Annotated in this window: 14 protein-coding genes and 1 riboswitch; of the genes, 8 read left to right on the top strand and 6 right to left on the bottom strand. The window is 67.7% G+C overall.

The annotated features are described in order from the left end of the window. Positions 1-260 precede the first annotated feature (260 nt). Positions 261-1,025 (bottom strand): methyltransferase domain-containing protein, encoded by a 765-nt coding sequence (locus ABN028_RS34290; RefSeq protein WP_349699520.1) that lies wholly within the window; start codon positions 1,023-1,025, stop codon positions 261-263. Between the two features lie 58 nt (positions 1,026-1,083). Between ABN028_RS34290 and ABN028_RS34285 the strand changes: the two genes are divergently transcribed. The 5 genes from ABN028_RS34285 to ABN028_RS34265 all read left to right on the top strand — a co-directional run bounded on the left by ABN028_RS34285 (position 1,084) and on the right by ABN028_RS34265 (position 7,389). Then, on the top strand, positions 1,084-1,680 hold the full coding sequence (locus ABN028_RS34285; RefSeq protein ID WP_349699519.1) for an ABC transporter ATP-binding protein: 597 nt from the start codon (positions 1,084-1,086) through the stop codon (positions 1,678-1,680). Next, complete coding sequence (locus tag ABN028_RS34280) at positions 1,677-2,693, top strand: ABC transporter substrate-binding protein (RefSeq protein ID WP_349699518.1); 1,017 nt, start codon at positions 1,677-1,679, stop codon at positions 2,691-2,693. The genes ABN028_RS34285 and ABN028_RS34280 overlap by 4 nt, the downstream gene beginning before the upstream one ends. Next, positions 2,690-3,931, top strand: a complete 1,242-nt coding sequence (locus ABN028_RS34275; RefSeq protein ID WP_349699517.1) for an MFS transporter — start codon at positions 2,690-2,692, stop codon at positions 3,929-3,931. Before ABN028_RS34280 ends, ABN028_RS34275 begins: the two co-directional genes overlap by 4 nt. Before the next feature lie 304 nt (positions 3,932-4,235). Continuing rightward, a complete protein-coding gene (locus ABN028_RS34270) occupies positions 4,236-6,290 on the top strand; it encodes a twin-arginine translocation signal domain-containing protein (protein WP_349699516.1) in 2,055 nt (684 codons plus the stop codon). Positions 6,291-7,044: 754 nt separating this feature from the next. Next, positions 7,045-7,389 carry a hypothetical protein gene (locus ABN028_RS34265; protein ID WP_349699515.1) on the top strand — a complete coding sequence of 115 codons (345 nt, stop codon included), beginning with the start codon at positions 7,045-7,047 and terminating at the stop codon, positions 7,387-7,389. A 127-nt stretch (positions 7,390-7,516) separates the two neighbouring features. Here the strand turns inward: ABN028_RS34265 and ABN028_RS34260 are convergent, their stop codons facing one another. Both ABN028_RS34260 and ABN028_RS34255 read right to left on the bottom strand, forming a co-directional pair. Next, positions 7,517-8,026, bottom strand: coding sequence for an SgcJ/EcaC family oxidoreductase (locus ABN028_RS34260; protein ID WP_349699514.1), 510 nt, complete (start codon positions 8,024-8,026; stop codon positions 7,517-7,519). After that, on the bottom strand, positions 8,023-8,517 hold the full coding sequence (locus tag ABN028_RS34255) for a MarR family winged helix-turn-helix transcriptional regulator (RefSeq protein ID WP_349699513.1): 495 nt from the start codon (positions 8,515-8,517) through the stop codon (positions 8,023-8,025). Before ABN028_RS34255 ends, ABN028_RS34260 begins: the two co-directional genes overlap by 4 nt. Before the next feature lie 239 nt (positions 8,518-8,756). Between ABN028_RS34255 and ABN028_RS34250 the strand changes: the two genes are divergently transcribed. Next, positions 8,757-9,269, top strand: coding sequence for a maleylpyruvate isomerase N-terminal domain-containing protein (locus tag ABN028_RS34250; RefSeq protein ID WP_349699512.1), 513 nt, complete (start codon positions 8,757-8,759; stop codon positions 9,267-9,269). Here ABN028_RS34250 and ABN028_RS34245 read toward each other — a convergent pair. From ABN028_RS34245 to ABN028_RS34235, 3 genes are all read right to left on the bottom strand, one after another. After that, positions 9,256-9,393, bottom strand: coding sequence for a hypothetical protein (locus ABN028_RS34245; RefSeq protein ID WP_349699511.1), 138 nt, complete (start codon positions 9,391-9,393; stop codon positions 9,256-9,258). The two genes, ABN028_RS34250 and ABN028_RS34245, sit on opposite strands and share 14 nt — an antisense overlap. A gap of 364 nt (positions 9,394-9,757) precedes the next feature. After that, on the bottom strand, positions 9,758-10,693 hold the full coding sequence (locus tag ABN028_RS34240) for an MASE1 domain-containing protein (RefSeq protein WP_349699521.1): 936 nt from the start codon (positions 10,691-10,693) through the stop codon (positions 9,758-9,760). 206 nt (positions 10,694-10,899) lie between these two features. Continuing rightward, entirely contained in the window at positions 10,900-11,652 is a 753-nt protein-coding gene (locus ABN028_RS34235) for an IclR family transcriptional regulator (protein ID WP_349699510.1), read from the bottom strand. Positions 11,653-12,412: 760 nt separating this feature from the next. After that, positions 12,413-12,476: riboswitch (guanidine-III (ykkC-III) riboswitch) on the top strand. A gap of 12 nt (positions 12,477-12,488) precedes the next feature. Here ABN028_RS34235 and ABN028_RS34230 point away from each other — a divergent pair. Next, positions 12,489-12,803 (top strand): DMT family transporter, encoded by a 315-nt coding sequence (locus ABN028_RS34230; protein WP_349699509.1) that lies wholly within the window; start codon positions 12,489-12,491, stop codon positions 12,801-12,803. Positions 12,804-12,951: 148 nt separating this feature from the next. Continuing rightward, positions 12,952-13,319, top strand: a 368-nt coding sequence (locus ABN028_RS34225; RefSeq protein ID WP_349699508.1) for a helix-turn-helix domain-containing protein, incomplete at its 3' end; no start/stop codon positions are given.

The raw sequence follows: 13,319 nt of genomic DNA, 5'->3' as shown, positions 1-13,319 counted from the left end.
TCGGGCGGCCACGGCCTTCTCCTTGACGCCACTGCGACCCGGCCGTTCCGTTTCCGTTCGCTACGCTCGCCCCAACAAGCAGCCGTGTTGCGACCACCGCCAGAATCCGCCGATCCCCATCCGTACGCGGGAGGTTCCGCAACCGAACAAGCTGCGAGACGACTGGATGCTTCCCTTGGATTTCCGAATGGCCCTTCTTGGGATGGGCGTCAGGTCGGCGGCCGGGGCGCGCCCCGCGCTGGCGCCTTCGGTCTGGCGAATTAGGCGGTGCAGGTGATCTCGCCGTGCAGCACCGAGAACCAGCCATCGTCGTCGCTGGCCCACTGCCGCCAAGCGTCGGCTAACGCATCAAGTCCGGACTGGTCTGCAAGGCCGTCGCGAACGAGTTGACGAGCGAGGTCAGAGGCAACGACTCGATCGGCCCACATTCCACCCCACCATGCGCGATCGTCGGGTGTTGCGAAGCACCACGTGCTGGAGCCGGCCGTGACGTTGGTAAACCCTGCGGCACGCGCCCAGGCTGTCAGGCGCCGACCAGCGTCTGGTTCACCCCCGTTAGCCCGGGCGGCCGTGCGATACAACGACAGCCAGTCATCCAGCCCGGAGAGGGCGGGGAACCAGCTGAACGCCGCGTAGTCGCTGTCGCGTGCCGCGACGATCCCGCCGGGCACGCAGACCCGCCTCATTTCTCTCAACGCCTGGACGGGATCCGCGACGTGCTGAAGCACCTGGTGGGCGTGGACGACATCGAAATCGTCCTTTGCCAGGTCGAGGTTGTGAACATCAGCGACCACGAAGTCGATGTTGGACACATCCCGAGCACGAGCCTCGGAACGTGCCAGCGCCAAGGCAGCGTCTGTGACCTCAAGTGCGGTCACACGACCGGGGGACACTCTCGCCGCAAGATCGACCGTTATCGTTCCCGGGCCGCAGCCGACATCGAGTACGGACATCCCGGGTTCAAGCAAGGGCAACAGGTAGCCGGCGGAGTTTTCGGCCGTCCGCCACCGGTGAGCGCGCAGCACCGCCGAGGGTCGGGTCCAGCTGGCCGGACTCGATGTGTGGCGGGCCCGGCCGCGGGAGGTGGCGCAGCGGTCCGCGGTACTGACGCAGGATCACACCACCGCCCTGGAGCTGCGGGTCCTGGATGTGGTGCTGCTCGGTCGGATTCCCCACCGCCGTACGAGTTGGGGCGTACCCGCCTGCGACCTGGACCTTGCCCATGCCTGCCTCGAGCGGGTCGGCTCCGCCGACCTGGCCGAGCGCCCGTTCCCCACCCTGTCTGGAGGCGAGCGGCAGCGGGTACTGCTAGCCAGGGCGCTGTGTCAGCAACCCCAGGTGCTGCTGCTCGACGAGCCGACCAACCACCTCGACATCGCCCACCAGCTCGACCTGATGGCGATGGTGCGATCGCTGGCGATCACGGTGCTCGTCGCCCTGCACGACCTGACGTTAGCGGCCAGCTACTGCGACCGACTGGCGCTGCTCCAAGGCGGCCGCCTTCGGGTCGCCGGCACACCCGAGCAGGTACTCACCCCCGAACGACTCGCGGAGGTCTACCGGATCAGTGTCGACGTCCTCACCCATCCACGTACCGGCCGGCTCTTGCTGGCCTTCGACCAGGCCGATTCCCCGCCACGTTGCGAATCACCCGTACCCACGAAGGAAGTAGCCCTGTGACAACGCGGCCCCAAACCCTTGCCCTGTTTGTTGTGCTGGCGCTCGCCACCGCCTGCGGCAGCGTGAACTACACCGAGTCCTCCGGATCGGGTCAAGCACAGCGGGCCGGCTCCCGCGGCTCCGACGGCTACCCGGTCGGGATGACAAACTGCGGCCGCCGGCTGACCGTCGAGTCCCGGCCGAAGCGAGTGGTCAGCCTCTATCCGGGCCAGACCGAGCTCCTCGTCGAACTCGGCCTCGGCGATCGGATCGTGGCCCAAGCCCAAGACGCGGTCTCCGAGCCGGACCCGGACCTCGCCGAGGAAGTGGCCGCGATCCCGTCCCTCGACCCGGACTCTCCTCCCGCGAAGGAGGTCTTGATCGCCGAGGAGCCGGACTTCATCTACTCCGGCACCGAGTTCGAATTCAACACCGAGATGGGCTTCGCCGGGACCAAGGACCTGCAGGCCGTGGGCGCCACACCGTACGTGGCGAAGGCAGGCTGTCTCGCCGGCCGCTCGGACGGAACCGTCGAAGACATGTTCACCGACCTGGAGAACCTCGGCCGGATCTTCGGCGTCGAGCAGCAGGCGGCCGAACTCGCCAAAAAGGCTCGCGCGGAGCTCGACGACGTCTCCGACCAGGTGAACGGAAAGCGGGTCCGGACAGCGCTGGTCTACTCCGACGCCGGCAAGCTGACCGCCATCGCGGCGGCCGTCGACGCCGACATGCTGCGCCTCGGCGGCGGCGAGAACATCTTCACCCGGAATGATTCGCGATTCTCCGACTTTTTCGCCGCCGAGGTGAACCCCGAGGTTGTGAGCGAACGCGACCCCGAAGCGTTCGTGTTCGCCGTACAAGACAAGGCACACCAGCGGCAGACCATCAGCTACCTGCGACGCACCTTCCCGCAGACTCCGGCGGTTCGGGAGAACAGGTTGGTCCCCGTACGAAACACCGTGTTCGCCCCGGGCACGCTCGCCTCGATCGAGGGTGTACGCACCATCGCCGACGGCCTGCATCCGCGACGATGACCGCCACACCCCCGGCGGCGCCCCGGCTCCGTTCGGACCGGGACTTCCTGCTGTTCCTCACCTCCCGATCCGTCGCGGTACTCGGGTCGGCGATCTCGGCGGTTGCGCTACCACTGCTGGTGTTCCGGCTCTCCGGTTCGCCCTTGGTGACCTCGACGGTAGCCGCGGTACAGGTGATGCCGTACCTGCTCTTCGGCTTGCTCGCCGGAGCCGTGGCCGACCGCGCCCCCCGCCGGACGCTGATGGTCGCGGCCCAAGCCTGTGCGGCCGTCGCGCTGGCGAGCGTGCCGGCCGCAGCGACGATCGGCGAGCTCCACACCGCCCACATGGTGACGGTCGCCGCGGTGGTAGCGACCAGCTTTGTCTGGTTCGACGCGGCAGCTTTCGGCGCACTGCCGACGCTGGTCGGTACCGACCGGATCGTGGCGGCCAACAGCGCGATCTGGACCGTCACCACGCTGCTCGGTGTCGGCGCACCAGCGCTGGGTGGGCTCCTCGTTTCGGTGCTGGGAGCACCACGGGCGCTCGCCCTGGACGCCGGATCGTACGTCGCCGCCGGGCTCCTCCTCGCCCTTATCGGCCGCTCGATGGATCCCGCGCGGACCGCTGATGACTCCGCACCGGCGCGCACCGGCACCGTGTGCGCGGACATCGCCGAAGGACTGCGGTTCCTGTTCGGTCAGCCGCTGATCCGGTCCCTGACGTTGCTCGGCATCGGAAACTCCCTGACCGGCGGGGCGGTCACCGCGCTGCTGGTCGTACTCGTCGTCGACACACTGGACCTACCCGCGGACGGGCGGTGGTACGGCATCCTGCTGGCGGCCGTCGCCCTCGGTGGTTTGCTGGCGGCGCTGGCACTCCCACGGTTGAGCGGCCGGATCCGGATCGGCACGATCACCTTGGCCGGGCTGACCGCCTGCCCTGTCGCGGTGCTCGCCGTGGCGGCCGCACCAGGGCCCGGCCGGCTGATCGTGCCGCTGCTGCTGTGGAGTACAGCGAGCACCCTGGTCATCCTCAACGGCATCACCGCCCGCCAGCGACTCACCCCCGACCGGCTCCAGGGCCGGGTGAACACCACGGCTCGGATGGTCGCCTGGGGCGGCACGCCGCTCGGTGCGCTCGCCGCCGGCGGACTGGCCGAGATCGTCGACGTACGCCTGGCGCTCGTGATCTCCGCCACCGCGGTCACCGTCAGCGCCATCACCGGATGGTGGTCCCCCCTCCGCACCCACACCTGAGACGTCCACCGCGGTTGGCTCCCTCCCCGAGGGTCCCACTAGCTCGGATGCCAACTGCCGCACGGTCGTGGCTGTCCGCAAAAGGATCGCTATGTGAACGGCCCGCACGATTCAGCCGCCCGCCGCTGCCCCGTTCACAAGATCATCGTTAGCGCTAGTCGCTGTACCGATCTTCCTCAACCCCGTGATCGCCGACACTTGTGGTCTTGACCGTAAATCGGGTGATCGCCATACTGTCGCCGACGTCAGACGACAGGATTCGCCGCGGACCCGCGCCCAGTGGTGGCGCTGAGAAGGGCAGACCATGAACGAGGTTGAGCCATCGCGATCCCGGCCGGCAGCGACACGGCGGGACTTCCTCCGAGGTGTGGGTGTGGCCGGGGCGAGCGCAGTCGGACTGGGCGCCATCACAGCGGCGCCGCCGAAGGCGTGGGCGGCGCCGACCCCACCGGGCATCGTCACCGACTTCGGTGTGTTGAGTACGGCGCTGACGCTGCACGAGGCCCATCTCGGCAGCGACGGCGACGGAAAGCCCGTGTTCTACGGCATCCAGATGGGAACGCCGGGAGTCATCTCCGTGATCGACCCGATCAGCCGGGAACTCCTCAGGACCATCCCGCTCGCCGGGTCGTCGGGCGGTTGGGGCATCACCCAGGCCAGCGACGGACTCGTCTACGCCGGCACCTATTACGAAGGCCGCCTCTACCAGTACAACCCGAGCACCGACGAGGTGGTCGACCTCGGCACGCCGGCCGCGGGACAGACCTACCTCTATGGACTCCGGCCCGGAATCGACGGCCGTGTCTATGGCGGCACCTATTCCGGCGCCCACACCTTCTCGTACTCACCAGCCGAGGGCGCGCGGGACTTCGGGCCGATGTTCGAGGGTCAGTTCTACGCCGTCGACACCGCGGTCGACCCCGAACGGAACATCCTCTGGGCGGCGATCGGATCGGCCGGACACCTCGTCCGGCTCGACCTCACCACCGGCGAGAAGCGGGACATCCTGCCCGAGCAGTACCGCGACGCCCCCAGCTACCCGTACGACATCAACCTCGTCAGCGGCCGGTTGTTCGTCAAGCTGAGCCAGAAGGGCACGGCGTTCGTCCTCGACCCGGACACCGGCGACGTGATCGCCGACGGCTTCACGATGACGTCGCGGGGTACTTCACCGCTGGCACCCGACGGCGAGTCGGTCTACTTCACCTCGTCCGGACAGCTGTGGCGATACGACCTCACCACCGAAGCTCCGGCCCCCGCGCTCGACGCGAGCGGGCAGCCGATCGCGACCGGCGCGGGTGTCGGCTGGGGGTTCATCAACGGCGTGCTGTACGCCGCGATCGGCAACTACGCCGGTCAGGCGCTGTGGTACGACCCTGATGCGGGCACCCACGAGAGCTTCACGTTGCCGTTCCCGCCGCAGGCGATCGACATCGCCAACGTTACGGCCGGACCAGACGGCAAGGTCTACTCGAACCTCTTCATCAACGGCAACATGGCGTCGTTCGACCCGGCCACGGAAACCGTCACCACGCTGGGCCGGCTCGGCCAGGCCGACGGTTTCGGCTGGCATGACGGGCTGCTGTACGCGGGCGTCTATCCGTACGGCGGAGTGTGGGTGTACGACCCGAGCCAGCCGTACTCCCTCGGCACCAATCCCCGGGATCTGTTCCGCCTCCAGAACGACCACGGGCAGAACCGCCCGGTGGCGATCACGGGAACGCCGGACACCCTCTACGTGGGAAGCACCCCTGACTACGGACAGTGGGGCGGGGCCCTCACCGCCTATGACTTCGCGACCGAGAGCTATACGGTGCGGCGCAACATCGTTACCGATCAGGCGGTCGTGTCCCTGGCGGTGGTCGGCGTCACACTCTGGGGCGGATCCTCCATCGCCGGCGGTGGCGGAACGACGCCGAAGGCGACCGAGGCGAAGCTCTTCGCCGTCGATCTGGCGACCGGGGAGAAGACCGCGGAGTACACGCCGGTCAGGGAGGCGGGCGCCATCGACTCCCTCATCGAAGGCCCGGATAGGCGGTTGTGGGGACTTGCCGGCGGGACGCTCTTCGTCTTCGACCCAGCCCTGCGGACGGTCGTCCGGCGCAAGGATCTGCCAGGTGGATCCTCCCACTGGCAGGACGAGCTCCACGTCAACCCCGACGGGTACGTCTACGTGTCAAGTGACGGCCAGCTGCTCCGGATCGACCCGCGGTCGTTCAAGGTGCTCGTCATCCGGCCGAGCGGCACCCGCCGCCTCGACCAGGACGACGTCGGCAACCTATGGTTCAGCGACGGGGCCCGCCTGCTGCGCTATGCGTCGCAGGCCACCTCGGCCGGGCATACCGGCCGCCGTGGGTGACGCGCGGTGGCCGCCGTGGACCGTGCCTGCCGCGGCACCATGACGCATCGGCGCTGACCGGCTTCGCGACCACACTCAACTGGTGGCGGGGTAATGGGATCTTCTCGCGGCGTCGGCCAGATCTTGGGCCCGGTCGCTGTCTGCGTGGCAGCTGTGACTCCCATCAACGTGGCCCGGCTCGTCGCCTCATGGTTGGCGAGCCTCACCGCGCCCCGACCGGCCCATGCTCGCAGGGCGGTGACGTGAAGCGCAGCCGCGCGGAGCTGCTGTCGACGAGGGTGGCTCACTTCTTGGCGACTGACCCGGCGGAGTCGGAGTACACCGTCTTGCCCGTGTCGGTCGCCACCAGTCCCGCCGTGAAGCCCATGCCGCACTTTGATCAGCCTCCGGAGGCGGTGAACGCCAGCTGATAGGTCACCCTCGGTCGGCCAGCGCCAGGACAGCACTATCAGGGCAGGAACCTTTGCGTCCGTCGTATGACGGACACGGGCAGGCTGCACAGCGCCTGCCGCCGACACTGTGTCCCTTGACCGCATTAGTGAGGACGCGGGTCCCTGCTCGGGACGGGTGTGCTGGCTCGCCGCGTGACCGGCCCGTACTCTCCGTCGGATGAGCACGAAGGCACCGACACTTGTCGTCGTCGGCGGCTTCCCCGGCACCGGTAAGAGCATGATCGCTCGACGGTTGGCACGGCAGCTTGTCTGTCCGTGGCTCTGTTCCGACACCATCGGCGTACCCATCCGCGCGAGGTTTCGTGACGAGGTGCCCCGGGCGAGGCATATGGCACCGGCTACGCAGGATTGGATGCGATCCCAAGATCATCCTCGCAGGCGACCAATGGGTCAGGGGGCTTCCCGAACTACTCGCCGCCTACCGGGAGGAGCACCCCGCGGCTCGGTTGGACGACCTCGTGTCCGCGGTCGCGGTTGGCTGCGCATGGACGCTGGCCTCGCTCTACACGCTCACGGAGCCACTTGACAACCCACGCGTGGTCGACGCATCCCTCCTGGCGTACGGCCGAGCTCGCCACGAGGCCGCCCTCGTGGTGCTGGACCGGATCAACGAGATCCAGGCGGCCCTGCGTGACCGCCTCCGATGAGTCGCCAACCGGTCAACAGTTCGGCACTACACTCTCCCGCCGAAGTACCCGCGTACGTCAAGGCCCGCCGGCAGCCGGCCAATCGTGTCCGTTTGTGGATCCGGTACTGAGACGCGGAGGCGGCAAGTTACCGCGCCGTCTTCGCGGCCCGTTGGGCCTTCTGCGCCCGGCCGACGCCGAGGATGCGGGAGGCGCGTACCAGCGCCCGGTTGGCCCGTGCGGGGAACGAGTCCGGTTCGGGGATGCGCAGCGGACGTATCCGGCCGTTGTGGATGGCGGTGAATCGCCAACCTTCGCTGGTCCGGACAGCGACGAGGGTGTTGAGGGTCAGGCGCCTCCTCGGTGGCCGTGAACGCCACGCCGTGAGTACTGAGCCGGTGCCGTACAGCAGCGCCACGTCGCCGCTGAGGTGACGGATCGACTCGACCTCCCCGACGAGGCCGCTGCCGAAAAGCACACCGCGGAACAGCTTGTTGTGCGCGTCGACCATCGGCCTGCGTCCTTGGGCACGGCTGCCGTCGAAAGAGACGTAGTCGCAGTCGTCAGTGAAGCAGGCTCCGTACGCGTCGGCGTCGCCGTCGGTCCATGCCTGGCACATCCTGTTGAACAGAGCGGTGAGTTGGTCGTTGTCGGTCATGGCGCCCCTTCGGTGGTCCTGACGCCGCGGCTACGGTCGCCGCCGGATAGCGCGTGGGTGCGCAGCAGCGCCGCCCGCTGGTAAGCGAATTGGGTGCTGCGGGCCAGGAACTCGGCGATCGCGGCGAGCTGGTGGTCGTCGAATCCGCCCACCAACTCGACCGCGTCGGCCTGGATCTGGTCGAACAGGTTGGCAATGTCTCGCGCCCCGTCGGCCGCGGGACGCAGGATCTGTTTGCGCCGGTCGTGCGGGTCGGGCTCGCGGTGCAGGTGGCCCGCTCGTTCCAGCCTCGCGACCACGCCGGTGACCGCGCCGCTGGTCAAGCCGGTGACAGCCGCCAGCTCGCTGCCGGTCATCGATCCGCGCTCGTAGAGTAGGTCTAGGCACTTGTGGTCGGTTGGGCCAAGCCCGAGCCGTTCCGCGATGGCGTGGTGGAACAGCACGGTGGCGGTGCTGTATCGCCGAGCCAGCGGGCCGATGATCTCTTCCACCAGCCCCTCGCTGCTCCCTGGCGCGGACTCAGCCATGGCGGGTTCCCCTCACAATCTCGCTTAGTTGCTAAGCTAGTATGCCCGCGGAAGTAACACAACCCCCACCCAGCCCTCCCGATCGCGATTCATTCCGCCGTCCGGTGAGGATCCCCATCCGTACGCGGAAGGGACCCTTGTGGACGTTCTCTCCGCTCACGCGATGACTTTCGTCGCGGACGAGTCTGACCTACTGACCACGCGTGAACACGAGCGATGAGAGGTTGCGGGCGGTGATCGAGCTGACGCTGGAACGGTACGGGCAGGGATTGGTGGATCAGATCGCGCAGTTGGCTGAGGCCGCGCGTGGCGCTGTGGTCGATGCAGCGGTGCCGAGGTGCCCGGAGTGGACCTTGAGCCAGCTTGTCGAGCATGTTGGTCAGACACAGCATTGGGTTGCCTCGATCGTCGAGAAGCGGGTGTCGGACCCGTCGCAGCTGCCCACGTCGGTCGCGGCGCTGCCTGCCGACCAGGACGCATGGGCGTCGTGGCTGGCCGAGGGCGCATCGCGGCTGGGTGCGGCCTGCGTCGATGCCGACGCGGACGCGCCGGTGTGGAACCCGGCGGGTGACGGCCTGTCGGGGACACGGTTTTGGCTGCGCCGGGTCCTCGCGGAGACGATCATTCACGGGCCGGCGCGGCCGCCACCGCTGGCGTGGTCTACCAGCTCGACGCCGAGCTCGCCGCCGATGCGATCACCGATCACCTGGCGATGATGACCTCGCCGGGATGGGCAGCCCAGCGGCCGGACTCCGCCGAGGCGCTGCGCGGCAGCGGGCAGACCTTGCGCCTGCACGCCAGCAACGAGCCGAGTCTCGGCGAGGCCGGCAAGTGGTTCATGAACGCGGTCCCGATGGCACGACGTGGCAGCACGGTCACGGCGACGCGGACGTCACGGTCCGCGGGCCGGCGTCCTCGTTGCTGTTTGTGCTGACCGATCTCCGACGGGCTGGACGACAGCCTGCAAGCTTCAGGCGACCTCGACCTGCTCACCGACTGGGTCGAGACCACCGCTCACCAGGCTGAGGCCGAGGATCCACGACGCCCAAGGCCCGTCCACAATCCGAACTGTGGTCCCCATACGGACGCGGCGTGTGCGGGGTTCATGCAGCTGTACATCCCGCTCCGCAAGCGTCTCGCGGTCCCGGGTCGTCACCCGGGCCAAGCGCGACCGCCAAGCTCCAACGAGCTCAGGGGTTACTTCTCAATCGCGGTCCAGGTCATGGTCTTTCGCGACCTGCTTGAGTGTTGGTCTGTCTGCTCCGTCGATGTGGTCGATGACTTCGGTGAGCCGGGTGATGGTGCGGTCGACTTCGAAGCGGGACCGGTCGCGGTCGCGGATGATCACTGCCATGAGCAGGGCGGTGAGCACCAGGGCACCGTTATAGATCTGCAGGCTGGGCATCCGCATCAGCAGGTCCTGGCCAGCGAACGGTCCGCTTCCGCGGATGGCGGCGTCGATGGTCACGACCGACACGATCAACGCGCACGGAGCCGCACCGGTGAGTTGGAACCTCAGCGCAGCCCACACGATGATCGGGAACGCAAGGTATAGGGCGTCGTAATGGACTCCTAGGACAGCGACGACGGACGATGCCGTGAGCAGCACCGTGTACTCGGCCCCTCGGCGGCAGCTGACCGAACGCGGCAGGTGGAGCGTTCGGAGCGTGAGAAGCAGCGGTACCACCACGAGAACGCCCATGACGTCGCCGGTCCACCACACCAGCCAGGCCGACCAGAAACCACCGGCCGGGATCTCGCTGGCCACAAGTCGGATCACCGTGCCCAGGGTGGCGCTGACGAGCATCCCAGCAAAGGCACCGAGAAACACCAAGGCAAGGGCGTCTTTGAGCCTGTCCAGCTCAAGCCGGAACCCGGCCCGCCGCAGCAGCAGATAGGCGCAGACCGGGGCAAGAGTGTCACCAGCGGCCGACATCAAGGCAGGGGCTGCCGGAAGGAGAGTCAGCTCGATCGGGATTGCTGCCAGCGTGATCCCCGGCCAGACCCGACCACCGAAAATGACGAGCGCTGCCAGGCTCACCCCGGTCGGCGGCCAGAACGGGCTGACGTTGCCGTTGATCGTGCCGGCCAGCAGACCCAGCCGCGCAGCCACGTACCAGACTGCGGCGAGGGCGAGAATCTGGAGGCACAGCCTCGCGGCGGGCTGGAGCCGATCACCGTTTGTCCATCGAAGACTGTGTATGCGCTGCCTGGGACCCGCCCCGTCCGTGGCGGGGATGCCCTGATGGGGAATGATGTCGTTCCGCTCCCGTGATTACCTGTGTGCGCGCCCGAGGTCGGTCTCCAGGACACCAGGGGCGGGCTGGCCTGCCAAGGCCGGTCTTTTCACATGCTGAGCGAGAACGTACGGGTCACCTGATCGGCGGCGGTGACCAGATGCCTATCCGCCGCGAGAATCCGCCGGAGCCGGCCCGGGCGCAACGAAATTCCCAGCGAACCCACCCGGGTGCCATCCGACACCGGGACGGCGGCGCATACGGTGCCGAGCAGGTACTCCTCCTGGTCCAGCATTACCCGACCCGAGGAGGCGAGCCGGCGCAGCAGCTCACCGGAGTGCGTAATGGTGCGGGGGGTGAGGTCGACGAGTGGATGACGGCTGAGGAAGTCACGCCGGCTCTGCTCGTCCAGCTGGGCCAGCACGGACTTGCCCAAGGCGGTGGCATGCGCTGCCTCGGCGAAATCGACCCACATGTCCACCCGTGGCGTCCGTGGCGTATCGACGATCTCGACCACCCGAATCTCACCATCCTCGTAAAAGGTGAGATAGGACGCGGCGGACAATTCGTCTCGCAGCTCCTGCATTACCGGCCGAACGCGGCGGCGGAGCGCCTGCCCACGGCCCCGGCCGCACAGCGCTTCCACCGCGTCACCGAGCACGAATGCGCCCGTCTCCAGCTTGGCGACGTACCCCTCCCGGACAAGGGTGCGCAGCAGGTGGTAGGTCGTCGGGAGCGGCAGCCCCGTCTCCCGAGCCAGTTGCTTGGCCGGTGCACCACCCTCGTGCTGGCTCACCGCGTCCATCAGGCGCAGTGCACGCTGCACCGAGGTGATCAGCGTCGGCCCCCGCTCGGCGGCCATACCTCCAGCCTAGGCACACCACCCCTTCGGCTCGACGGTGCGGCGCTGGCCGCAGGCATCAGGCACACCCTCACCGAAAGGATCGGCCTGTCGCGCCGCATCGTTCGTTTGATCGATCGTCTTACGGACACTCCGCCAGGCAGAGTCGGTTCGCACGAGCGCTAAGCGCAGGGTGGTGGAGGTGGCACGTCTTCTGCTGGTCGGAACACGATGCGCCGCCGTCGTCGACATACACCAGTTTGTTGTAGTTCTCCACCGTGGCTGGTCCGTGCCCGGTGAAGTTCTTCGGCAGCGTGCTGGCACCGTCGAAGGGCGGTGGATGTGGGACTTCCCAGGTCTGGCCATCAACCTTCGCTGGCGAGATTCCGCAGTGCCATAGCTCAATGCACGCTGTGTGCTGGCTGGCTGCAGCCACTCAGGTGCAGCGGACCGAGAATGACCCAGCCGCTGGCGATGGGCAAGAATCGTCGCCGCATGAACATCCTGGCCTCCACGAGCAGATGGTCACTGGACGTCGCAGAACTGTCTAGGGCAACCCGTGATCCGGAAGGTCTAGGGTTGCCCGCCAAGCAATGCGAGGGTCGTACACGGCCGGCGGCACGGCTGGCCAGCCCGCGCGGCGCTGTCCGCGAGGGGAATCCCTATCCGTACGTGGGAGGTTCCCCTCGCGGACATCGACAAGGTGAGGTGGTGGGAGTCCATCGGGACGAGAGAGACCGCGCACGCTCCGCGGTATGTGCGAGCGCTGGATAGGCTGGCGACTCAGGCCGGCGAGCGGCCACCGGACGAGGGAGCCGTACCCGGAAGGCGACAAGACGGCCACTCGAGGAGTGGTCATGGCTTGGCTCGTACTCGTCATCTCAGGTGTCTTTGAGGCAGTCTGGGCGGTCGCTCTCGGAAAGACCGAGGGATTCACACGGGTAGCGCCGTCCATCGTCTTCCTGCTCGCAATCACCGCCAGCATGGTCGGGCTGGCCTACGCCATGCGAACACTAGCCATCGGCACCGCGTACGCGGTGTGGGTCGGCATAGGCGCAGCTCTCACGGTTGGCTTCGCCATGGCCACCGGCGATGAGGCAGTCACCACCATCAAGGTGCTTCTTCTGCTGGGTCTGATTGGTTGCGTGGTGGGCTTGAAGTTGGCCCGCTGAAGGAGAAGGTCCGGACATCAGCATGTCCGTACGTCCGCAGCGGTTCCCCCTGACCGGGCTCGAATGTCCGGTCAGGGTTCCGCGGGTTCGAGCGGTGATCGCAACACCCGATGGGTGAGGGGTGTTGTGGGTGCGGTTCTCTTTGCGGATGGTTGCGGAGGTTCATGAGCGGTTCTGGGTGGCGATGGCGCGGGGGGATTTCGTCACGGATGCGGCGGTTGCGGCTGGCACGTATCGGGTGCAGGGCCGCCGGTGGCTGGTCGCCGCTGGTGGGGTGCGTCCGCGGCGGGGACGCGACCTGGATGGTCGGTGTTTGACGTTTGCTGAGCGGGAGGAGATCGCGCTTGCCAGGGCGTCCGGTGAATCGATGCGTTCGATCGCCTACCGGTTGGGTCGTAGCCCGTCGACTATCTCCCGGGAGCTGGCTCGCAATGCCGAGCAGACAGGGCGGTATCGGGCGACGAGCGCGCATGCGGCGGCCTACGGGCGGGCGTCGCGTCCGAAGCGGTGCAAGCT

Origin of the sequence: Actinopolymorpha sp. B17G11 (assembly GCF_040196095.1) — a bacterium.
In the GTDB taxonomy this organism is placed as follows: Bacteria; Actinomycetota; Actinomycetes; order Propionibacteriales; family Actinopolymorphaceae; genus Thermasporomyces.
This window is presented reverse-complemented; position numbering and strand designations above follow the sequence as displayed.

Bases quoted from the DNA above. Each gene is read 5' to 3' on its own strand.
- ABN028_RS34230 (WP_349699509.1), top strand. From the start codon at position 12,489: ATGGCTTGGCTCGTACTCGTCATCTCAGGTGTCTTTGAGGCAGTCTGG.
- ABN028_RS34270 (WP_349699516.1), top strand. From the start codon at position 4,236: ATGAACGAGGTTGAGCCATCGCGATCCCGGCCGGCAGCGACACGGCGG.
- ABN028_RS34275 (WP_349699517.1), top strand. From the start codon at position 2,690: ATGACCGCCACACCCCCGGCGGCGCCCCGGCTCCGTTCGGACCGGGAC.
- ABN028_RS34245 (WP_349699511.1), bottom strand. From the start codon at position 9,393: ATGAACCACTTGCCGGCCTCGCCGAGACTCGGCTCGTTGCTGGCGTGC.
- ABN028_RS34260 (WP_349699514.1), bottom strand. From the start codon at position 8,026: ATGACCGACAACGACCAACTCACCGCTCTGTTCAACAGGATGTGCCAG.
- ABN028_RS34235 (WP_349699510.1), bottom strand. From the start codon at position 11,652: ATGGCCGCCGAGCGGGGGCCGACGCTGATCACCTCGGTGCAGCGTGCA.